The organism is Streptomyces sp. NPDC091682, from assembly GCF_044756625.1.
GTDB lineage: Bacteria > Actinomycetota > Actinomycetes > Streptomycetales > Streptomycetaceae > Streptomyces.
Map to the genome: position 1 here is coordinate 83170 of NZ_JBIVTH010000016.1, position 21726 is coordinate 104895.

Below are 21726 nucleotides of genomic sequence, written 5' to 3' on the forward strand. Positions count from 1 at the left end.
ACCTCAGCGCGTGCGGTTCCTGCGGGCCGCCGCCCAGTGCTCCCGGATGCGGCAGCGAAGCCGGTGGGCCACCTGGCCGAGGCTGATCAGCAAGGCGGCGCTCGCCGCACACGCCACCAGCGAGGCAGGCGCGTCCCTGAGGTGCCCTCCACCCCACAACAACGCGGTGAGCCCACCCCACCACAGGGCGATGGAGACGGCCTCCACGCGCCGGCTGCGTGCCATGCCGAACCTCCCTTTCTCGCCTTCCCAGTGGAAGGGGCGGTCGGTTCTCACGCCAGGGCGAAGTAGCGCAGCCACAGGTAGACGGCCGAGATGGCGATGGTGACGGCGGTGACGACGAGGCCGTACTTGGTGAATTGCCAGAAGCTGATGGGGTGGCGGTTGCGTTCGGCGATGCCGAGGACGACGACGTTGGCGGAGGCGCCGATGGCGGTGGCGTTGCCGCCGAGGTCGGCGCCCAGGGCGAGGGCCCACCACATGACGTGGTCGGGGTCACCGCCCATGTCGGTGACGAGTTCGCTGGTGATGGGCGCCATGGTGGCGACGTAGGGGATGTTGTCCACGATCCCCGACAGCACGGCCGAGCCGCCCAGCAGGAGCATGGTGCCGCCCAGTTGGGCTCCGCCGATGATGCCCGCGAGGGAACTCGCGAGCTCGCCGATGACGCCGGTCTCGATGAGGGCGCCGACCATGACGAACAGGCCCGCGAAGAAGGCGAGGGTCGGCCATTCGACCTCGCCGAGCACCTCGCCGGTCTCGACCTTGGAGATCGCGATCAGCAGACCGGCACCCAGGAGCGCGACGACGCTGGGTTCGTAGTGCAGCACGGGGTGCAGGACGAACCCGGCGACGACCAGGGTCAGGACGCCCAGACCCTGAATGAGCAGCCGGGGCTCCTTGATCGCCTCGCGTTCGCGCAGCTTCATGATTTCGGCGGCGCGCTGCTCGTCGAAGACGAAGTGCTTGGCGAACATGAGTCGGCAGAGCAGCACGAGGACGAGGGTCAGGACCGCGGCCAGCGGGGCGAGGTGAACGAGGAAGTCGTTGAAGGTGAGGCCGGCCCGGCTGGCGATGATGATGTTGGGCGGGTCGCCGACGAGGGTGGCGGTTCCGCCGATGTTGGACGCGAACACCTCGGCGAGCAGGAACGGAATCGGCGACAGCTTCAGCCGGTCGCAGACCAGGAGCGTCACCGGCGCGACGAGGAGCACGGTGGTGACGTTGTCCAGCAGGGCGGAAGCCACGGCGGTGATGACGACCAGCATGGCCATCACCCGGAACGGTTTGGCTTTCGCCTTCTTCACCGACCAGATGGCCAGGTACTCGAAGAGACCGGTCCGCTTCAGGACGCCGACGATCATGATCATGCCGAGCAGTAGGAAGATGACGTTCCAGTCGATGCCGGTCTTGTCCGAGTGGAAGGCGGCCTTGTCGTCCGTGGCGCCGATGGCGAGCATCAGGGCCGCGCCACCGAGGGCCGCGGCGACGCGGTGGATCCACTCGGTGATGATCAGGACGTAGACGCCCGCGAAGACGGCGATCGCGGCCCAGCTCTGCCAGCCGCTCACGCCTTGCCTCCCACGTCGAGCAGATGGCGCATCAAAGAGGCGGCCGAGACCACCCCCACCAACCGGCGTCCGTCGTCGTCGCGGTCGACGACGGCCACCAGCGGGACGTGGCTACGCGCCATGAGGGCTGCGATCTGAAGAGCCCCGGCCTCCGGGCCGACGAAGGCCGGTTTGAACGTCCGCCGCGGGATCCACTCGGCCACGCTCTTGCCGGCCAGGTCCTCGGTGAGGCCGTCGGCGTACCGGTCGTCGATGACGGCTGCGAGCAGCGGGTCCTCCATGACGTACTCGGGCACCAGCTGCCGAACCAGCTGGGACCCGGGCACCACCGCGTACGGCGTCCCGTCGGAGTCCAGGACCAGGAGCGCGGCGAGGTCGTGCTCGGCGAGCAGACGGACCGCGTCCACGGCCGGGTCATCGGTGGTCACATGTGGATAGGGCTCGGCGAGATCACGGGCGATCATGGCGCTTCTCCTGGTCGGGTGCACTGCTCAGCGCGGGAACGGGGGCGGTCGGCTTCGGGGCGTGGTCGTCGTCAGTGGGGATGCCTGCCAGGTCTTCCACGTCGAAGAGGCGGGCGATCGGCACGTCGGTGCTGGAGTGGGCGATGATCGAGAAGGCGATGCAGACCGCGATCAGCGTGTACGCCTGTTCGCCCTGAGGGATGCCAGCCTGGAGCACGAGCAGGCCGTAGACGACGGACGCGAAGCCCTTGGGCCCGAACCAAGCGGCGACCAGCTTCTCCCGCCGCTCGATCCGCGCCCCCAGCAGGGAAACCAGCAGGGAGGCGGGGCGGATCAGCACGATCGCCAGCACCACGGCCGCGTAACCGCCCACCGACAGGTCCCCGAACAGCGCCGGGGTGAGCAGCGCGCCGAAGACGAGGAGGGCCGCGAACTTGGCCAGCTCCGCGAGCATCTCGCCCAGCGGCTCGAACACCGTCTTCGCCTCGGGCGAGACGGACGCCAGGACGGCGCCGGCGGAGAACGCCGCCAGGTAGGGGTTGGCATGGGTGAGGTGGCACAACCCGTACAGGATGATCCCGGTGGCCAGTGGCAGCAGCGGCTGGAGCTTCGGCTCGGCGCCCAGCAGCCGCAGCCGAACCAGGCCCGCCACCAGCAGCGGCAGCACAGCCCCGAAGGCCAGACCGAGCCCGAGCTCGAGGGCGATCTCGCCGACGGAGGCATCCGCCTGGCCGGAAGTGGGGCCGGCCGCGGCGATGAGGAGCAGAACGACGGGCAGCGCGAGGCCGTCGTTGATACCGCTCTCCACGTTCAGCAGCTGCCGCAGCCTGGCGGGCACTTCCTTACGGCCCACGATCGCGGAGGCGAAGACCGGGTCGGTCGGCGCGAGCACAGCACCGATGAGGAACGACGTCGTCCAGTCCAGCCCGACCAGATAATGGGTGATCACCGCCATGCCGGCCATGGCCAGCGGCATGCCCAGCCCCAGCGCACGGGCCGGGTTCCTCCAGTTCTGCCGCAGCTTCGGGAACGAGACGTGCATCCCGTCGGTGAACAACACCGCGAACAGCGCCAGATCGGCAGTCACCGAGACGATCTCACTGCCGGCCGTGATGTGGATCAGTCCGAGAAATCCGTCACTGACCAGCGCCCCGCCCAGCAGGAACAGCAGCGAGGTTGACAGAACAGTCCTGGCCGCGAGGCCGGACAGCAGCACGGCGACCAGCAGCGCCACACCAAAAACAGCGACGAGCACCATGACGTCAAAACCCCGATCCGCGAAGAGAGCTATCCCCATCGCCGACCAGACTTCCCGGCACACCACGGCGGACTTTACAGGTTCCATACGCCTCTTTGACGGTTCCCTGACAGCAGTTGAGCGAACCGGAAGGTTGCCGGACTCCGGCATGAACGTGCCACCGAAACACCGTCTATCGTGGGCGTCCGATCCAGGAAGGTACCGATGAACGGCAACCCCACCTACCACGCGATCGCCCTCGCGGCCGGCACACTGCTCGCGCTGCCCATCCCCGTGGCGATCCTCACCGGCTGGACGCCACGCGGCCTGCGAGGGCGGCGACCGGCCGCCCGCCCCTACGCCTGGGCCGTCCTCGCCCTCTACACCCTCATGCCGCTCAACGCCGTCCCCCGAATGCTGGACGCATCTGCGGATGCCGTGATGGCCTGCACGGTCCTCGGCTTCGTCCTCATCGCGGCCGCTGTCGGCTGCTTCATCCAGGCCGAGCGCACGGCGCGGCGAGCCGGCACCAAGCAGGTGGCCTGACCATGGGAGGTCGCAGCATCACGGCGTGGGCGCGCCGCAACATCACCGAGCGCCGCCTGGCGATCGCCATGGTGATCGCAGGAACGCCCACCACCCTGGCCGGCGTCGCCCTGTACGTCCTTCCCGGCCCCGGCTTCCCCTTCCTGGTCATCGGGCTCTCCCTGCTGCTCACCGGGCTCGCGATGCTGGGGACGACCCGCAAGAGCCCCTGACCGCCCGGCGTGGAGCCGAGCGGAGGAACCTGCGGCGAGGGGCCTTCGTGCCCACCCGACGCGAGGTATGGAGAGCCTGCTGAGGAGCCGGGCTGTGGGCGCGGTCAGACCCGGCGCATCGAGGCGGCCGTCCTTGCAGGTCCGCATCCACTTCAACGCGGCCGCCACCCTGATCCGGCGCTGCCGCATGACTTCACACCTCCGCATCCGTCCTGCCGTCTACGCCCCCTTCGTACGCCGTGACCAGGCGAGTGCGCGTGCCGCGGCCCCTGCCGGATCACGTGCGGCGCAAACCGGTCACCGCTGCTCGGCGGAGATCCACACGGCCGCCGCGGCCGCCGCGGCGAAGGCGCACAGAGCGAGGAGCGCACGGCTGTACTCCGGCAGCGCGTACATCGCGGCTCCGGCTGCGGTCAGCACGGCGCCGAAGGCGAACAGCGGCGAGGGACGCCCGGTTCGGGAAGGGCGAGGCATGGGGAGTGCTCCTGGTAGGGAGAGAGTCGAACCACCAGGCTCCCACGGCCCGGGCGCACGGTACAGGGCCACCGGCCGCAGGTTCCACCGCAGCTGTCCCGGTCAGGAGCCCGAGGCGTGGACGTCCTGGCGGCCGAGGAGCTCGGCCAGCCCCCGGCGTGTGGCGGCGAGGACGACCCGGTCCTGTGCCTTGAGGACGAAGCCCGGGTGGAGGTCCCACACCAGACGGGCGTGGGGTTCGGCCGCTTCGCCGGGCGTGGACGACAGGTCCGGTAGCCGTTCCTCCGGCGAAGCGCTGTCCAGGGCGATCACCCGCCAGGACCCCGGCCTAAAGGATTCGGCGACGGTACGGCCATCCAGCTGCGGGTGCCCGGCGACGTCCAGGGCCGCGAAGAGAAGCACGCGCCGCTCCACCGGGATGGCACCGAGAATCTGCCGGCCCATCATGGCGCCGGCGAAGGCGGGCGCGGCCAGGTGCGTGACGCTGCGACTGCGGGTGAGGGCGGCCGGGTGCGCGGCGCGCAGCGTGCGGTAGACGGCCGTGGCGAAGTCGTCCTCGAACAGTCGCATGACGACCCGGAGGTCCGGCCTGACCGCGCGCGCGTACAGGGCGGCCTCCAGGTTGGTGGTGTCGGCGCTGGTGAGGGCCAGGAGCGCGTGGGCGCGGTGGATCCGGGCGGCCTCCAGCACGCCCTCCTCGGTGACGTCCCCCAGAACGACGGGCACCCTCATGCGGCGGGCCAGCGCGAGACCGCGGGCCTCCGGGTCGGACTCGACGCACACCACCGGGATCTCCAACTCCCGCAGCCGGACCAGGACCCGGGCCCCGATCTTGCCGAGCCCCAACAGGACCACATGCCCGGAAAGTCCGCGGGGCGGACGGCGCAGCGCCGTCGCGCTGCGGAACGCCCCCAAGCCCTCCAGCGCGGCCGCGACCAGCACAGGCAGGAGCAGCAGGCCGACGAAGCCGGCCAGGATCTGCAACGTCTTGCGCTCGGGAGCCTCGTCGACCGCCGGGTCGTTGATCGCGAAGATGTCGAGCAGGGTGATGTACGCGGCGTGCAGGGGATGGTCGCCGGTGGTCAGCCAGGCCGCCACCGCCAGGCCTGCCACCGCAGCCACGATGCCGGCCAGCGACCAGCGCAGCCGCCGCGAGAAGAGTGACGCCACCGGCAGCGACGCCGCGGCCAGGCGCCGCCCCGCCACGGCCGGACCCGCATGCGTCATCGCCTCGAGCGCAACGATGCCGCGGCCGGTCGCGGCGGCCACCGACCGGTCGTCGGGCAGCAGTTGCGGCCCCTGGTCACCACTGCGGTCCGAACCTTCGCTTCCGGCCGGATCGGCGGCGGTCGCGGACAGCAGCGCCAGGGTGCACAGGCCCGGATCGGCCACCTCGCCCCGCCCCGGAGGCGTACGCTCCACCGCACGCAGCAGCAGGCCGTCGGCCTGGATGACCTTGCTGGTCCCGGCGATCGCGCTGGCAGCGAGCGCCGGCGCGGCGGTGTCCGCGTCCGAAAGGACGGTCGTCGACGAGTCCAGCTCGCGCAGGTCGATACCCGGCTCGGCGACGACCGCCGCCTGGTCCAGCAACTCCTCCAGGTGCTGACCGAGCTTGCGGTTGTACAGACGGATGACCAGCCGCAGCCGCGGGTTGAGCCGACGAGCCACGAGCGCGGCCCGTAGGTTTGTGTCGTCATCCTCGTACACCAGCGCCAGCGCGGCCGCCCCGGCCACCCCCGCCATGACCAGCGCCTCCTCATCCGGCTCCGCCGCCTCCACGACACGCAGATCCCGGCTACCGACGCGCTCTGCCTCGGCCCGCCCTGCCTGCCTGCTGCCAGGTACGCGCCCGCGCAGTCCGAGACTCCGTACGCTCCAGCGGCCGACAGCCCCGTGCGGCGCGTGCACGCCCGCCGGCACCACGAGCGTCACCTGCTCCCGGTACACGTCGCGCAGCTCGGCGGCCAGCCGACGGGCCAGACCGTCATCGCCACAGACAACCATCTGACCAGCGGGAAGAGGGAGTTGAGCCTGCAAGGAATTCGACACGGCCCCAGGATGCCTTGTACCCAGCACCCACGTGCGCCCCCTTTCCGGCTACGACGCTCCAAGCGGAGCCCGCGGCCGGCTGACAAGCGGGCCCCCGGCCCCCGTAACCTCGACCACGTGCGTCAAAGAGGCGTAAAGATTGCCGGAGTCTGGCAATGTGCGCGGCCCTTCCCAGCTGCCACGATGCCGTTGTCCAGGGAGGACAGCGGTGCGACAGCGGGGGTGCTCATGGGCTTGTTTCTGAGTCTCGGCATCGGGGGGCTCGTGCTGCTCGCTGCCTCACTGGTGTTCGACGGGGTCCTCGAAGGTGTCTTCGACGGCGTCCTGGACGGACTGTTCGACGGGTGGCTGTCGCTGCCGGTGGTCGCGGGCTTCGTCTCGATGCTCGGTTTCACGGGGGCGATCGTGCTGGGGTCCACGGGTCTCGGGCCGGGAGCGGCAGCCGCCGCGGGGGCCGTGGCCGGAGCAGGCACAGGCTGGGCGACATACCGCTTCAGCCGGGCCCTGCAACGGGACGGCGACGGCAGCGCCCCGCACCATGCGGACCTCGTCGGTTCGGCGGGCCGGGTGGTCACCGCCATCCCGGCCGACGGCTACGGCGAGGTACTGCTGTCGTTCGGCGGCCAGCCGCTGAAGTACGCCGCGACCGCCGACGCCCCGATAGAGCGGGGGGCCGAGATCTGGGTGACGGCCACGCCGTCCACGACCTCGGTCAACGTCCGCGCCGTCAAGCGCTGAGCAGCACCACCAGAGCCTTCCACCTTCCGATCCTCTTTCCATCAACCCTTGAGTCTGCCCCCTTCCGGGAGGCAGGGGGGAACCACCATGAGTCCTGTTGTCACCGCGGTCGTGGGAGTCGTCGTACTCCTCGTCCTGCTCGCCCTCGTTGTCGTCACCCGCTACAAGGTTGCCGGACCCAGCGAGGCGTTCATCATTACCGGGCGCCGGGGCAAGCGGTCGACCGATCCGGAGACCGGGCGGATATCGACCGATAACACCGGTCAGAAGGTCGTGGTCGGTGGCGCGGTGTTCGTCGTCCCGTTCGTCCAGCAGCGCTACACCCTCGACCTGTCCAGCCGGCACATCCCGATCGCCGTGCGCGGAGCGGTCACGCTGCGCGGCATCAAGGCGAACCTCGAAGGCGTGGCGATCGTCAAGGTCGGCGGCAACGAGGACGCCATCCGCGCCGCCGCCCAGCGCTTCCTCCAGCAGCAGGACGGCATCGTCGGCTTCACCCAGGAAGTGCTCTCCGGCGCCCTGCGGGCCATCGTCGGACGGATGTCGGTCGAGGACATCATCCGCGACCGGGCCGCCTTCGCCGGGCAGGTCGCGGAGGAGGCCGAGGCCAGCCTCTCCGGGCAGGGCCTCGTCCTGGACGCCTTCCAGATCCAGGACATCACCACCGAAGGCTCCTACCTGGAGGACCTCGGCCGTCCCGAGGCCGCCCGCGCCAAGCAGGAAGCCGACATCGCCGAGGCCAACTCCCGCCAGGCCGCCGAACAGGCCCGCCTGAAAGCCGAGGAGGAAATCGCCGTCGCCCAGCGCACCCTGTACCTGCGCCAGGCCGAGATCAAGGCCGAGACCGACGCGGCGACCGCTCAGGCGAACGCGGCAGGCCCGCTGGCCGACGCCGACCGGCAGCAGCAGATCCTGGCCGAACAGGAGAAGGTCGCTGAACGCCAGGCGGCACTGACTGACCGACAGCTCGACACCGAGGTCCGCAAGCCCGCCGATGCCCGCCGCTACCAGGCGGAGCAGGAGGCCGAAGCGTTGCGGGTGGCCCGTGTGAAGCAGGCCGAGGCCGAGCGCCTCGCCGCCATCGCCGCCGCCCAGGCGGAGGCCGAGCGGGCCCGCCTGACGGGTGAGGGCGAGAAGCAGCGCCGCTCCGCCCTCGCCGAGGCCGAAGCCATCGAGGGCGCCAAGCGCGGTGAGGCCGAACGCGCCCGCCGTGCGGCCATCGCCGACGCGGTCCGCCTGGAGGGCGACGCGGAGGCGGCGGCGATCGCGGCCAAGGGCGCGGCCGAGGCCGAGGCGATGCAGAAGAAGGCCGACGCCTTCGAGAGCTACGGCGACGCCGCAATGATCCAGATGATGGTCGAGGCACTGCCCCAAGTCGTGGCCAAGGCCGCCGAACCGCTGTCCGCCATCGACAAGATGACCGTCATCTCCACCGACGGCGCGAGCAAACTCTCCCGCACCGTCACCGACAACGTCGCCCAGGGCATGGAACTTCTCTCCTCCACCACAGGCGTCGACCTCGCCCAACTCCTGGGCGGCCTGACCACCGCCAAGACGTCCGCCATGCCCGAGCCCAACTCATCCAACGGCAAGATCGAAATCGCCGGCTAGCTCACACATCCTTGGGGCCCGCTGAGAGCGGGCCCCAAGACGCGAGCGCGAAGCGAGGGGGATGCCAGGTGAACTACGACCGTGAGCCGGTTTTCAAACGAAGCAAGTGGGGCACCCAGAGGTACTACTACAACCCGCGCAACCCCATCGGACTCACCCTGATCATCGTCTCCCTGCTTTTCGCCGGGACGATGATGCTCCTCATGGCGAACCGGGCAGGCCCCTTCGCACCGGAGCCCGCGCCCACATGGAGTCCGCCACGATACGAATACTCGTGGCCACCACCGGCGAGCACCCCCACACCCTGGCCGGCCCCGCTGCCCACCAGCCCGCCCGAGCCTTGAGCGGCCAATCGGCCGGTGCGTGGCCCCGAGAGCTGCCGAGCGTCTTGGAACGGTGGAGCACGTTCTTCCCACGTTCCACAGCCCCTACATCCCTCCGGTCCGTGAGGCGGCGATCCCCTGCTTGCCTCGCGTTTGCGGAGCTGCGCTCCCCATTGCAAAGACGCAGGTCCGGCCACGACTTCTGGGGACGTCAGTCCAGGGTGCGCGATCAGGCTGTGATGAACTGATGATCGTTAACTGAAAGCAGGAGGGGGACGAATGGAAGCCGATGAGACACCTCTGGAAGTGTCGGTTCCTGAAGACACCGCACCAGAGAGGGCTGAGAAGAGGGCCCGGGACGCGCGCCGCATCGAGGGTTGGTCGATCGCCTGGATGCTCCTCGCCATGCTGATCTGGGGATGCTTCATCTTCCTCATGGTCGCCGACTACGGCCCCGAGGTGTCCTCATACAAGGGGACCCACGCTGTGTGCCAGGGGCCGCTCGGCGATCCGTCGCCTCAGGACAGAGTCTGCCGAAGCGATGAGCTGCGGCAGTGGCCCGCGCTGATGGGAATCCTCGCGCTGGCGTCCATAACGACTGTCACCGCAGCGGCAACCACGGTGTACGCCAAGGTCCTCGCCCGCCTGGCCCACAGCGACGGGTCCGGCGTGCCGCCACAAAGCTGACGTTCCGTCTGCGTGGACACCAGAAGGCCGCCTCTGGTCACCAGACCACCGCGAAGGCATCAGCACAGCCGCCCTGAACCCCGTGCAGATCACCGTATCGGCGAGTACCTGCGCGCAGCGCACTCGTCGTTCGGACGTGTTTTGGAACGTTGTGCGTCGGCGATGCGGTGAATCGACTTCCGGGCGACTACCTCTTCTCGAATGTCGGGGGCACCAACATGCTCATGTACTCGCTCGTCGACCGGCTGTGGCGTAGAGCCGAGCAGAGCGCGGGCATCACAAGGAAAATCACCTCGCACTGGCTGCGTCACTTCTTCGCTTCGGCGGGACTGTCCAAGGGGGTACCGGTGACGGATATGGCCGAGTGGCTCGGGCACCGGGATCCACGCATCACCCACGAGACGTACGCGCACGTGATGCCGGACACCCCGGGACGGCTGAGGGCCCTGATGGATTCGGTCTTCACGCGTGAAACCGAGCTGAGCCTGCCACTCGAGGTTGAGGCCGTGGCCCAAGCGGCTTGACGCCCAGTGGCGCGACCGGTCTCGCCCAGCCGGCCGCATCGCCGGACGGGCAACGCAAAGGGTTCGGTCCGCCCGTGAATGACCGAGTTCAACGCTGCGTAGTCAGCACCGAACCAGCACGGGAGTCAGCTCGGGGGTGCAAAACAGGCTAGCGGCGGGCCGTGCCGGTGATCCGCGCGTATCCGAGGATGTGGCCGGACATTGTGAACGCGGCAACGGTCGGCGGCGTGGACGCGGGTAGGCCGAGCGTGGGTACGTCGAGTGCATACACGGAGATCTCGTAGTGGTGGGTGAGGTCGCCACCGGGCGGGCAGGGCCCCAGGTAGCCGGCCTTTCCGGAGTCTCCAATTCCGGTGATCGCATCGGCCGGCAGCTGGGTGTCCACGCCGGTGTGACCGGCGGGGATGTCCCAGACGAGCCAGTGCCAGAATCCGGCTCCGGTGGGCGCGTCGGGGTCGAACATGGTGATCGCGTAGCTGCGGGTGGCCTGCGGAGCGCCACTCCACGACAGCCGGGGCTGCCGGTTGTCGCCGGTGCAGCCGAAGGCGTCGGCCCAGGTGTCGGCGGGGAGCGCCTCGCCGTCGCGCACGTCGGGGCTGGTCACCGTGAAGCGTTCGGCGGAGTCGGGTACGCCCCTGCGGATCTTGGTGTATCCGTAGCCCAGGCGATCGGTCGAGGGCGTGGTGGGCTCGGGTTCTCCGGAAGCGGTCAGGGCCACACCGGTGGCCGGCGCGGCACCGGCGGCGACGGCCGCTGCCACGCCCGTGCGCAGGGACTTCTTCATCGGTCCTCCTGAATCTCGGTGGTGGACCGATGGTCCGGACCGGGCGGACAGTGGGGGAAGGCCCTCTGGATGCTGGTATGCGCCGTACCACTCTCTGCTGTGGACAGGGGGCCGCGTTGCGGGGCGATGATGAGGTGTGGTGCACATGCGAACGGGGCGCAACGAGGAGCTGGCGCAGTTCCTGCGGGCGATGCGGGCGCGGCTGCAGCCGGACGACGTGGGACTGCCGGTCCAGGGACGTCGCCGCACACCGGGTCTGCGGCGCCAGGAGGTCGCCCAGCTGGCCGCCGTCAGCGTCGAGTGGTACGTCCGGCTGGAGCAGGGGCGGGCGAGCGAGCCCGGGACCGCGGTGCTCGACGCCCTCGCCCAGGCGCTGCGGCTGTCGCCCGCCGAACGCCGCCACCTGCACGTGATCGCCCGCGGCGAGGCGCCGGTGCCCCGCCCCGAGTGCCTGCCGGTGAGCGAGTCGCTGCGCGCCCTGATGGAAGGAATGCCGCTCCTGCCCGCCTACCTCGTCGACTTCAGGTTCGACGTACTGGCCCACAACAGTGCCGCGGCCGCGCTGTTCGGCGAGGACTTCGGCTCCGGCGTCGCGGACAACGTGGCCCGGATGCTGTTCCTGTCGCCCCGCATGCGGGAGATGCAGCTGGACTGGGCCCGGGTGGCCCGCGAGACGGTGGGCAACCTGCGCGCCACGCTCGCACGCCACCCCGACGAACCGCGGCTGCTGGAAGTGATCGGGGAACTGCGCTCTACCGGCAGGGAGTTCGCCCTCTGGTGGGACGACCACACAGTCAGACAGCGCGCTCATGGCACCAAACGGATCAGGCATCCCTCGGTCGGCGAACTGACCGTCCATTACGACACACTGGCCACCCTGGACGGGGCCGGGCAGTGCCTCATCGTCCTCACACCGGCCGACACGGCGGCCGAGACGTGTCTGCGCAGGCTGATGGCCGATCGCGCCGGCACCCTCGGCGGTCCCGGTCTGCACGCTCTGCCTGCTGCCCAGGCCCGGCACCCCGAGCTGCCCGGTGGCAGCGCGCAGCCCGGGCCGGCTCCCCGCCTGCGGCCCGGCCGGCGGTGACCGTGCCCGTGCCGCCGACGGCACCGTGGCGGGATCACGCACCACACGTAGGGTGGTTCCATGGAGATCAGAGAGTTGCAGTGGTTCGTGGCTCTCGCCGAGTGCGAGCACGTGACCTCCGCGGCCGAACGACTCAACATCGCCCAGCCCACCCTCTCCCGTGCGCTCGCCCGCCTGGAGAAGCGGATGGGGGTGGCGTTGTTCGACCGCAAGCAGAACCGGCTCCACCTCAACAAGTACGGTGAGGTGTTCCGGGCGCACGCGGTACGTGCCATCAGCGAGATGGACCGCGCGGAACAGCGCATCGCCACCCTGATCGATCCCGACACCGGGACCATCACCCTCGGCTTTCTCCACTCCTACGGGACCTGGCTGGTCCCCGCACTCCTCGCCGGGTACCACGCGATCGCACCGGCGACCACTTTCGAGCTGCGCGGCAGCGCCGCGGACGCCGTCGTCGACGGGGTGCGGCAAGGCAGGCTGGACCTCGGCATCACCAGTCCCCGTCCCGCCGACACCACCTTGCGCTGGACGCCGCTGCAGAACGAGCCGCTGTCCCTTCTCGTGCCCGTGGGCCACCGTCTCGCCTCCCACCACCGGGTACGGCTGGCTGAGCTGGCCGCGGAGGACTTCCTCGCGCTTCAGCCGGAGTTCGGCCTGCGCCAAGTCGCGGACAAACTGTGCGAGGCGGCCGGCTTCACCGCGCGGATCGTCATGGAGTGCACCGAACTCAGCACGCTCCGCTCGCTGGTGTCATCCGGACTCGGCGTGGCCGTGGTGCCCGCCACCGGTGACGCGTCCGCTCACCCCGCAGGCGCCGTCTCCGTCCCCTTGGCGGACCCGGGGGCCTTCCGGACCATCGGGGTGATCGCGCAGGCAGGCGGTCCGCGCGCCGCGGTCGCGGCGCGGTTCCACTACTACATCCGCTCCACCGCGCAGGCCTCCGAAGGCTGAGGGATCCGGCCTTGGGCCAGTGACCTGGCCACATGCGCGCAGTGCATCGAACGGCATGAGAAGCGTCATTTCACAGGGCTGATTCCCGGTCCGAGGATCGTCCTATGAACATTGATGCCACCACCGTCCCTGTGCGGTCGTGTGGAAACCGGTACCCGACGCGGGACCCGGCTCCTGGACCCGGTGCAGCCGAGACGGTTTCCGTACCGGAGCCGCAGCGGACCGCGCCCCTGCTGGGAGCGGTCTTCGTAGCGGCCGAGAAGAACATGGTCCGCGAGGTGCGGCACTTCACCTCGTCCCTGCTGGCCTTCTGGGGCGTGGCCGCTTGCGACCGCGAGTCGGCCCTCCTGATCGTCGGCGAACTCGGTGCGAACGCCGCTCAGTACGGGGGCGCGGAGCTCGCCGTTCGGCTGTCCCTGGAAGGGGTGACGCTCCGCATCGACGTACGCGATGGTGGCGCCCTTCCGTGGGCGCGAGCGGCCGGTTCCACGGCCCGTCCGGCCGGGGAGTGCGGGCGGGGGCTCACCATCGTCGACCACCTCGCCGATCGCCTCCGGATCACGACGTCCGGCCAGTGGCACATGGTCCGGGCCGACCTGCGCCTCACCCCGCCCGCTCCCCACGGGGGGACGTGATGGCCCTTGCTCCCCGGTACGCCCGCTCGTGGCTGTTCACCCCGGCTGACCGTCCCGATCGATACCCACGCAGGGACCGGCCGGGGGCGGACGCCGTCGTCCTGGACCTCGAAGACGCCGTCGCCCCCTGCCGCAAAGCGCTCGCCCGCCACCACCTCACCCGCCCCGGCGCCGTGGACGCACCGGTCTGGGTGAGGATCAACGACCGCACCAGCGAGCACTGGCGTGATGATCTGGAAGCCGTCGCCGGCCTGCCCGCCTTCGCCGGGGTGATGCTGCCGAAGGCCGAGCACGCCGAGCACGTGGCTTCGACGGCGGCCCTCCTGCCGGCCGGTACACCCGTCGTCGCCCTGGTGGAGACCTCGCTCGGCATGGAGAACGCCTTCGCCATCGCCCGCGAGAGGGCCACCTTCGCCCTCGCCTTCGGTGTCGCCGACTTTCGCCGGGAGACCGGTCTGGGCGACGCGCCCGAGGCGTGGGCGTATTGCCGGACTCGGCTGGTCATCGCGAGTCGCGCGGCCGGACTGCGCGGCCCCGTAGACGGCCCTGCCATGCACCTGGACGACATCGCCGCGGTACGCGCCGAGGCGCTCGCGAGCCGGGCCGGCGGATTCACCGGCAAGCTCTGCATCCACCCGGCGCAGACAGCCGTCGTGAACGCCGCCTACAGCCCGGCTCCCGAACAGATCGCCTGGGCCCGCCGGGTGCTGGAACAGGCCGCGCACAGTGACGGCGCCGCGGTCCGGGTGGACGGCGAGATGATCGACCGGCCTCGCCTGGACCACGCCCGCGACCTGCTGGAGTTCGCGGCAGCGGTGGACGGGTAGGGCGCTGCGGCCGTCGGCGGGTGCGCTGCCGGCCGCCGTCCGCTGGTCGTACAGGGACCCGCCGGCCTGCGAGGAGGCCGGCGGGTCCCTGTGCCATGGGGGAAGCGGGCCGAAGCACCCGCGTTCGTGGCGGCCCCGGTCAGTTCTCCAGGCCCGCCGCCGCCCTGGAGCGTTCGTCCCACACGGGCCGCACGTCGGCGAACGACGGCCCGTGGCCGCGCCGGTACACCATGAGCGTCCGTTCGAAGGTGATGACGATGACGCCGTCCTGGTTGAAGCCGATCGTACGCACGCTGACGATGCCGACGTCGGGCCTGCTGGAGGAGGTTCGTGCGGTCAGGACTTCCGACTGCGAGTAGATCGTGTCGCCCTCGAAGACCGGGTTCGGCAGGCGGACCCGGTCCCATCCCAGGTTGGCCATCACATGCTGGGAGATGTCGGTGACGCTCTGCCCGGTCACCAGGGCCAGGGTGAAGGTGGAGTCCACCAGGGGGCGGCCCCATACCGTCTGTGCCGAGTAGTGCCGGTCGAAGTGCAGCGGCGCGGTGTTCTGCGTGAGCAGGGTCATCCACGAGTTGTCCGTCTCCAGCACGGTCCGTCCGAGCGGATGCCGGTACACGTCTCCCACCGCGAAGTCCTCGAAATAGCGACCCTGCCAGCCCTCTACGGGGGCGCGGTCCTGGTCGGGGCGGCTGTGCTTCTCGTTCGTCATGACCTCATCCTCGGAACGTCGAGGGCGGCTTGTGAAATGACGGGATGTGCACCGGCCCATGTGCCACACGCATGGCCGAGCCGCCTCCTCGTGCCATGCGCGCCACGCATCGGGCGGTGGTCATCTCGTCATTTCACAGCGGCCCGCGGGCGGCGGAAGGGTGTCCCCACACATCCCGACTGCCCCGGAGGGCCCCTATGTCCGAGCCGCATCCCCCGCACCGCCCAGCCGCCGGACGGAGCAATGAACCTGACGGTGCATCAGTCTGCGGACCGCTCGCCGGTCTCGTCGTCGTCTCGCTCGAACAGGCCGTCGCGGCGCCGTTCGCCACCCGTCAGCTGGCCGATCTCGGCGCCCGTGTCATCAAGATCGAAAGGCCCGGTACCGGCGACCTGGCCCGCGGCTACGACCGTACGGTGCGCGGTATGTCCAGCCACTTCGTGTGGCTCAACCGGGGCAAGGAGAGCGTCCAGCTCGACGTACGGTCGCCCGAGGGCAACCGGCGGCTGCGCGCCCTCGTCGACCGGGCCGACGTCCTCGTGCAGAACCTCGCCCCGGGCGCCGCCGACCGCCTCGGCATCGGCAGCGAGCGGCTCGCCGGTGAAAGACCCGAGTTGATCACCTGCGACATCTCGGGATACGGCGGAACCGGCCCGTACCGTGAGCGCAAGGCGTACGACCTGCTCGTGCAGGCCGAGGCCGGGCTTCTCGCCATCACAGGAACCCCCGATTCCCCGTCCAAGGTGGGCCTGTCCATCGCCGACATCTGCGCCGGCATGTACGCGTACTCCGGCATCCTCACGGCGCTCCTGGAGCGGACCTGTACCGGGCGGGGCATCCGGCTGGAAGTCTCCATGCTGGAGGCGCTCGGCGAGTGGATGGGATATGCCGAGTACTTCACCCGCTACGGCGGGACCGCTCCCGCCCGTACCGGAGCCAGCCACGCCACGATCGCCCCCTACGGGCCCTTCCCCACGCGTGACGGTCAGAGCGTGATCCTCGGTCTCCAGAACGACCACGAGTGGGCCGCGTTCTGCGAGACCGTGCTCGGCCGGCCCCACCTGAGCGACGACGCGCGGTTCGGGGGCAACGCCGACCGGGTCGCCCACCGGGCCGAACTCGACGCCGTCGTACGGGAGACCACCCTGGCGCTGAGCGCCGCGGAGCTCGTCGACAGGCTGGACGGCGCCCGCATCGCGCACGCGGGGCAGCGCACCATGCAGGAGTTCAGCGACCACGAGCAGCTCCGTGCCCGTGGTCGCTGGGCCCCCTTCGACAGTCCCGTCGGGGAACTGCTCGGTCTCGTCCCTCCCGTCACCGTGGGCGGCCGTACCCCCGGCCGACTCCGTCCCGTACCCGCCCTGGGCGAGCACACCGACGCGGTCCTCGCCTGGATCGACACGCCCCTTGAGCACGCACCCGACGGAGGAACGTCATGAACACGGAACTGATCGGCGTGCTGGTCCTCGCCGTCGTCTTCGTCCTGGCCTCCGTCACCGGCCTCAACATGGGCGTCCTCGCCCTGACCGCCACCTTCCTGCTCGGCGTCGTGTGGCTCGGGCACCCCGCCAAGGAGGTGCTGGCAGGATTCCCGGCCGAGATGTTCGTCGTACTCGTCGCCGTGACCTTCCTGTTCGGCATGGCCCGCGCCAACGGCACGGTGGACTGGATGGTCCACTCGGCGGTCCGTGCCGCCGGCCACCGGGTGGAGGTCGTGCCATGGGTCCTGTTCCTGCTCGCCACACTGCTGTGCGCCACCGGTGCCGCCTCCCCGGCGGCGGTCGCGATCGTGGCGCCCATCGGCATCACCTTCGCCGTGCGCCACGGGATGAGCCCGCTGTACGCCGGGCTGATGGCCGTCAACGGGGCCGCCGCGGGCAGCTTCGCGCCCACCGGAATCCTGGGCGGCATCGTGCACTCGTCCCTCGCCGCGAACGACCTGCACGTCGACGGGGCGGCGCTCTTCGGAGGCACCTTCGCCATCAACCTGGCAGCCGCGTTCGTCACCTGGCTGGTCTTCGGCCGCCAGCGCCGAGCGGTGGCCATGCCCGCGAAGGACGCCGACGCCGCGGCGGCGACCTCGCCCGTCCTGAACGCCGAACAGGGCGCAACCCTGCTGGCGATGGTGCTCCTGGTGCTCGGAACCACCGTCCTCTCCCTGGACACGGGCCTGTTCGCGCTCACCCTGGCCGCGGCCCTGGCGACCGCCTTCCGTGCCACCGCCCAGCGGGCCGCGAAGGAGATCGCCTGGCCCGTCGTGCTGCTCGTCTGCGGGATCGTCACCTACATCGCCCTGCTGCAGAGTCTCGGGGTCGTCGACTCCCTCGGGGAGACGATCGCCGCAGTGGGCGCTCCGCTCATGGCCGCTCTGCTGATCTGCTACGTCGGGGGCGTCGTGTCGGCCTTCGCCTCCACCACCGGCATCCTGGGTGCTCTCATGCCGCTCGCAACACCGTTTCTCGCCTCGGGCTCCATCACGACCACGGGTCTGGTCGTCGCACTCGCCTCGGCCTCGACGATCGTCGACGCGAGTCCCTTCTCCACCAACGGAGCCCTGGTGGTCGCCAACGCGCCGGAACAACTGCGCTCGGACACGTACCGCAACCTGCTGCGCTGGGGCGCGGGCGTGTGCGCGATCGCCCCGGGCGCGGCCTGGCTCGCCTTCGTGGTGATCTGACGGGCAGACCTGCCCTCCGGACGAGGTGTGTTCCCCGCCCGGAGGGCCGGTGCGTATCCGGCGACCCGAGCGCGGGGATGCGGTGGGAGTCCGGCGGCCTTGGCCGAGCCGACATGTTTACGTTAACATTCCCCTCCGGCGCTACGCGGGCGTCGGCCGCAAGCGTGTGGCCAGCATCGCGGTAGGACGCGCCCCGAACTGTGAGATCAGCTCCGCCGGGCGGATTCGAACAGGTCCGCCCGGACCGCTTCGGCCGGCGAACGCCGGCCCCCGCACCGGGAGTCACAGTGAAACGAACCCTCCACAGGGCAGTGAGAACGGGTGCCCTCTTATGCAGCGCCGCCGTGCTCGCCACCGGCCTTCCCTCCGCGGCCGCGGCCGGCACGACGGCGGCCAAGCAGCCCGGCACCGACCCGCCCAAGGTGGGCGCCGCGAACGTCCGGCAGACCCCGGACGAGAACGCGGCCCTCCTCGCCGGTGCCCGTGCGGGCCGGTCAGCCGTGGCGAAGGCGTTGGGCCTGGGCGGGCAGGAGGACCTGGTGCCCACGTCGGTCCTCAAGGACGCGGACGGCACGCTGCACACGCGCTACGACCGCACGTTCGCCCAACTGCCCGTGCTCGGTGGTGACCTGGTGGTCCACACCGCGCCGGGAGGAGCCGTCAAGGGCGTCACCAAGGCGGCGGGCGCCCCCATCGCCGTGCCCTCCACCATGGCCGGCGTGACCGCCGACTCCGCGGTGTCCTTCGCCCTCGGCCGGGCGAGGACCGACGGTACGAAGGACCCCGCAGCCCAATCCGTGCGCAAGGTCGTCTGGGCGGCTTCCGGTAGCCCCACGCTGGCCTGGGAGACGGTCGTCGGCGGCCTCCAGCGCGACGGCACGCCCTCGGAACTGCATGTCGTCACCGACGTGAGGACGGGCGTCGAGATCTTCGCGTACCAGGCCGTCAAGAACGGCACCGGCCACGGCCAGTACGGTGGCCAGGTCACCCTCGGTACCTCGGGATCCACCGGAAGCTACGTCCTCAAGGACGACACCCGCGGCGGCAACAGGACCACCGACCTGGGACACGCCCCCGACGACGACGCGCCCGGCACGCTCTTCACCGACGCCGACGACGTCTGGAGCGACGGCAGCCCCGGCGACCGCCAGTCGGCCGCGGTGGACGCCCACTACGGTGCCCAGCTGACCTGGGACTACTTCAAGGACATCCACGGCCGCAACGGCATCAGGAACGACGGGGTCTCCGCCCACAGCCGGGTCCACTTCGGGAACGCGTACTCGAACGCCTACTGGTGGGACCAGTGCTTCTGCATGACCTACGGTGACGGCGCCTACAACACCCACCCCCTCACCTCGATCGACGTGGCCGCGCACGAGATGACGCACGGCATCACGTCCTTCACGGCAGGTCTGCGCTACAGCGGGGAGTCGGGCGGGCTCAACGAGGCCACGTCCGACATCTTCGGAGCCGTGGTGGAGTTCTGGGCGGACAACCCGTCCGACCCGGGCGACTACCTGGAGGGCGAGAAGATCGACATCAATGGCGACGGCACGCCGCTGCGCCACATGGACCGGCCCTCCAAGGACGGGGACTCCGCCGACCACTGGTATCCGGGCATCTCCCGGATCGACGTCCACCACTCGTCGGGTCCCGCCAACCACTGGTTCTACCTGGCCTCCGAGGGCAGTGGTGCCAAGCTCGTCAACGGCGTCACCTACGACTCGCCGACCCACGACGGCAAGCCGGTCAATCCGATCGGCCGCGACGTCGCCGCGAAGATCTGGTACCGGGCGCTGACGACCTACATGACGTCGACCACCGACTACGCGGGCGCGCGCACCGCCACGTTGGAGGCCGCCGCCGACCTGTACGGGAAGGACGGCGTCGTCTACAACAACGTCGGGAACGCCTGGGCGGCCGTCAATGTCGGCCCCCGCATGCTCCAGGGCGTCACGCTGACCAGCCCCGGCAACCAGGTCTCCACGACCACCGCGGCGGTCGACCTCCGGATCCGGGCCACCACCGGCAACCCGGGAGCCACCCTGACCTACGCGGCCACCACCCTGCCCGCCGGCCTGGCCCTCGACGCCTCGACCGGCGCGATCACCGGCACGCCGACCACGGACGGCAGCTCGGCCGTCACCCTCACGGCGGCGGACTCGACCGGAGCCGTCGACGTGGTCTCGTTCTCCTGGCTCGTCTACACCCCCGGCAACTGCACCACGACACAACTGCTCGACAACGCCGGCTTCGAGGAGGGGCCGAAAGCCTGGAAGGCCAACAGCAACTCGTCGTTGATCACTGCCGACAACTCCTGGCTCCCCGCGCGCACGGGCTCGTGGAAGGCCCTGCTCGGGGGCCACGGGAGCTCGGTGACCGACACCCTCACCCAGACCGCCTTCATCCCGTACGGCTGCCGGGCCACGATCAGCTTCTGGCTGCGGGTCGTCACCAGGGAGGAGACCACGACCGTCCCGTACGACAAGCTGACGGTCCAGGTGAACGGCGCGAGTCCGGCGACGTTCTCGAACCTGGACGCGAGCGCCGACTATGTCCGGCGGACCGTCGAACTCGGTGACTTCGAGGGGAAGTTCGTGACCTTGGCGTTCAACGCCAGGGAGGACCTGGCCGCCCCGACCTATTTCGTGATCGACGATACTGCTCTCCATATCCATCCCTGAGTCCCGCGAAGCGACGGGTCCCGTACAGGCCTGTGTGCGCCTCCGCTCCTGCGGAGGCGCACACAGGCCTTTTCGTCAGGGGCAGTTGACCATCGCGTCGCCTGTGTCGCGGGTGCAGGAGTCGAATGCGGGCCCGCCGTCGAGGCTGTCGTTGGCGTTGACGCCGTCGGCGGCGACGAGGGTGTCGCTGCCCTCCCCACCGTTCAGGGTGTCGTTGCCTCCCTCGCCCGTCAGCGTGTCGTTGCCGGTGTCGCCGTTCAGGGTGTCGTTGCCCTCGTTCCCGTTGAGGGTGTCGTTCCCCGGCCCGCCGCTGATGGTGTCGTTGCCTCCAAGGCCGAAGATGGTGTCATTGCCCGGGCCCCCGTTGATGGTGTCGTTGCCGGGGGTCGCTGCCGTCAGGCCGGTGACTCCGGCCGGTTCGTCGCCGACGAGGCGGTCGGCGTGCGGGCCGCCGTTGAGCCGGTCCTTGCCGCTGCCTCCGTAGAGGGTGGCCGGGGCGTCGAGGTTGGGGGAGACCGTGATGGTGTCGTCGCCGTCCTGGCCGCGGGCCTGTACGTCCGTGGGGAGCGGGCACGCCACGGTGCCCGGTGCCCGGGCTTCGCAGGGGGCCGAGGCGCGTACCTCGGCAGTGGTGTCCGAGACGAGGACGATGTCGCCCTGGCGGCGGATGGTGATGTCGTTGTCCACCCCCTGACCGGCCGTGACGAGCAGGGTGCCGCCGGACATCTCGACCACCGTGGCGCCCGCGAAGTCACGCGACGCGGAGGCGAGTGGTGCCGCCGAGGCGACGGTGCCGGCCGACGCGGCGCACAGAAGTGCTCCCGCGGTGAGTAAGGCGCAGATGTGTCGCACTGCCATGTTCGTGTGTCTCCCTCGTCGTCGGTACGCGTTCGTCGTGGGCACGTGCATCGTGGGCGGGTGCGGCAGTGG

Annotated in this window: 22 protein-coding genes; 13 read left to right on the forward strand and 9 right to left on the reverse strand. The window is 70.4% G+C overall.

Annotation, left to right across the window (positions count from 1 at the left end; all coding sequences use genetic code 11):
* Positions 1-3: 3 nt before the first annotated feature.
* Genes ACIQK6_RS31255 through ACIQK6_RS31270 form a run of 4 tightly spaced genes read right to left on the reverse strand, consistent with a single transcriptional unit; the run spans position 4 to position 3293 of the window.
* Positions 4-225 carry a hypothetical protein gene (locus ACIQK6_RS31255; protein ID WP_329106888.1) on the reverse strand — a complete coding sequence of 74 codons (222 nt, stop codon included), beginning with the start codon at positions 223-225 and terminating at the stop codon, positions 4-6.
* 47 nt (positions 226-272) lie between these two features.
* Entirely contained in the window at positions 273-1571 is a 1299-nt protein-coding gene (locus ACIQK6_RS31260) for an ArsB/NhaD family transporter (protein ID WP_329106891.1), read from the reverse strand.
* Positions 1568-2035: a CBS domain-containing protein gene (locus ACIQK6_RS31265; protein WP_329106893.1), complete on the reverse strand. Its 468-nt coding sequence runs from the start codon at positions 2033-2035 to the stop codon at positions 1568-1570. The genes ACIQK6_RS31260 and ACIQK6_RS31265 overlap by 4 nt, the downstream gene beginning before the upstream one ends.
* Entirely contained in the window at positions 2022-3293 is a 1272-nt protein-coding gene (locus ACIQK6_RS31270) for a cation:proton antiporter (RefSeq protein WP_402695996.1), read from the reverse strand. Before ACIQK6_RS31270 ends, ACIQK6_RS31265 begins: the two co-directional genes overlap by 14 nt.
* A 204-nt stretch (positions 3294-3497) precedes the next feature.
* On the opposite strand from ACIQK6_RS31270, the gene ACIQK6_RS31275 reads away from it, so the two are divergent.
* Complete coding sequence (locus ACIQK6_RS31275; RefSeq protein ID WP_402695998.1) at positions 3498-3818, forward strand: hypothetical protein; 321 nt, start codon at positions 3498-3500, stop codon at positions 3816-3818.
* A gap of 2 nt (positions 3819-3820) precedes the next feature.
* Positions 3821-4030, forward strand: a complete 210-nt coding sequence (locus tag ACIQK6_RS31280; protein WP_329106899.1) for a hypothetical protein — start codon at positions 3821-3823, stop codon at positions 4028-4030.
* 297 nt (positions 4031-4327) lie between these two features.
* On the opposite strand, the gene ACIQK6_RS31285 is transcribed toward ACIQK6_RS31280, so the two are convergent.
* A complete protein-coding gene (locus tag ACIQK6_RS31285; protein WP_329106900.1) occupies positions 4328-4504 on the reverse strand; it encodes a hypothetical protein in 177 nt (58 codons plus the stop codon).
* Positions 4505-4606: 102 nt separating this feature from the next.
* The gene (locus tag ACIQK6_RS31290; protein ID WP_329106903.1) at positions 4607-6508 is read right to left on the reverse strand and encodes an NAD-binding protein; all 1902 of its coding nucleotides are present in this window, start codon (positions 6506-6508) and stop codon (positions 4607-4609) included.
* Positions 6509-6781: 273 nt separating this feature from the next.
* On the opposite strand from ACIQK6_RS31290, the gene ACIQK6_RS31295 reads away from it, so the two are divergent.
* The 4 genes from ACIQK6_RS31295 (at position 6782) to ACIQK6_RS31310 (ending at position 10436) form a co-directional block, all read left to right on the forward strand.
* Positions 6782-7291: a hypothetical protein gene (locus ACIQK6_RS31295; RefSeq protein ID WP_329106905.1), complete on the forward strand. Its 510-nt coding sequence runs from the start codon at positions 6782-6784 to the stop codon at positions 7289-7291.
* An 87-nt stretch (positions 7292-7378) separates the two neighbouring features.
* Entirely contained in the window at positions 7379-8902 is a 1524-nt protein-coding gene (locus tag ACIQK6_RS31300) for a flotillin family protein (RefSeq protein WP_402696001.1), read from the forward strand.
* Between the two features lie 602 nt (positions 8903-9504).
* The gene (locus tag ACIQK6_RS31305) at positions 9505-9912 is read left to right on the forward strand and encodes a hypothetical protein (protein ID WP_402696003.1); all 408 of its coding nucleotides are present in this window, start codon (positions 9505-9507) and stop codon (positions 9910-9912) included.
* Between the two features lie 167 nt (positions 9913-10079).
* Entirely contained in the window at positions 10080-10436 is a 357-nt protein-coding gene (locus ACIQK6_RS31310) for a tyrosine-type recombinase/integrase (protein WP_329108268.1), read from the forward strand.
* A 148-nt stretch (positions 10437-10584) separates the two neighbouring features.
* On the opposite strand, the gene ACIQK6_RS31315 is transcribed toward ACIQK6_RS31310, so the two are convergent.
* Complete coding sequence (locus ACIQK6_RS31315) at positions 10585-11220, reverse strand: YbhB/YbcL family Raf kinase inhibitor-like protein (protein WP_402696005.1); 636 nt, start codon at positions 11218-11220, stop codon at positions 10585-10587.
* 145 nt (positions 11221-11365) lie between these two features.
* On the opposite strand from ACIQK6_RS31315, the gene ACIQK6_RS31320 reads away from it, so the two are divergent.
* From ACIQK6_RS31320 to ACIQK6_RS31335, 4 genes are all read left to right on the forward strand, one after another.
* A complete protein-coding gene (locus ACIQK6_RS31320) occupies positions 11366-12307 on the forward strand; it encodes a helix-turn-helix transcriptional regulator (protein WP_329106913.1) in 942 nt (313 codons plus the stop codon).
* A 60-nt stretch (positions 12308-12367) separates the two neighbouring features.
* On the forward strand, positions 12368-13261 hold the full coding sequence (locus tag ACIQK6_RS31325) for a LysR family transcriptional regulator (protein WP_329106915.1): 894 nt from the start codon (positions 12368-12370) through the stop codon (positions 13259-13261).
* Between the two features lie 104 nt (positions 13262-13365).
* Positions 13366-13896 (forward strand): ATP-binding protein, encoded by a 531-nt coding sequence (locus ACIQK6_RS31330; RefSeq protein WP_329106917.1) that lies wholly within the window; start codon positions 13366-13368, stop codon positions 13894-13896.
* Positions 13896-14723 (forward strand): CoA ester lyase, encoded by an 828-nt coding sequence (locus tag ACIQK6_RS31335; RefSeq protein ID WP_329106919.1) that lies wholly within the window; start codon positions 13896-13898, stop codon positions 14721-14723. Before ACIQK6_RS31330 ends, ACIQK6_RS31335 begins: the two co-directional genes overlap by 1 nt.
* Positions 14724-14862: 139 nt before the next feature.
* Here ACIQK6_RS31335 and ACIQK6_RS31340 read toward each other — a convergent pair whose 3' ends face one another.
* Complete coding sequence (locus tag ACIQK6_RS31340; RefSeq protein ID WP_329106921.1) at positions 14863-15435, reverse strand: MaoC family dehydratase; 573 nt, start codon at positions 15433-15435, stop codon at positions 14863-14865.
* Between the two features lie 197 nt (positions 15436-15632).
* Between ACIQK6_RS31340 and ACIQK6_RS31345 the strand changes: the two genes are divergently transcribed.
* The 3 genes from ACIQK6_RS31345 to ACIQK6_RS31355 all read left to right on the forward strand — a co-directional run bounded on the left by ACIQK6_RS31345 (position 15633) and on the right by ACIQK6_RS31355 (position 20796).
* A complete protein-coding gene (locus tag ACIQK6_RS31345; RefSeq protein ID WP_402696008.1) occupies positions 15633-16874 on the forward strand; it encodes a CaiB/BaiF CoA transferase family protein in 1242 nt (413 codons plus the stop codon).
* Positions 16871-18112 (forward strand): SLC13 family permease, encoded by a 1242-nt coding sequence (locus tag ACIQK6_RS31350; RefSeq protein ID WP_329106926.1) that lies wholly within the window; start codon positions 16871-16873, stop codon positions 18110-18112. Before ACIQK6_RS31345 ends, ACIQK6_RS31350 begins: the two co-directional genes overlap by 4 nt.
* Before the next feature lie 344 nt (positions 18113-18456).
* On the forward strand, positions 18457-20796 hold the full coding sequence (locus ACIQK6_RS31355) for a M4 family metallopeptidase (RefSeq protein WP_402696009.1): 2340 nt from the start codon (positions 18457-18459) through the stop codon (positions 20794-20796).
* A 75-nt stretch (positions 20797-20871) separates the two neighbouring features.
* Here ACIQK6_RS31355 and ACIQK6_RS31360 read toward each other — a convergent pair whose 3' ends face one another.
* Positions 20872-21654: a calcium-binding protein gene (locus ACIQK6_RS31360; RefSeq protein ID WP_402696011.1), complete on the reverse strand. Its 783-nt coding sequence runs from the start codon at positions 21652-21654 to the stop codon at positions 20872-20874.
* Positions 21655-21726: the final 72 nt, after the last annotated feature.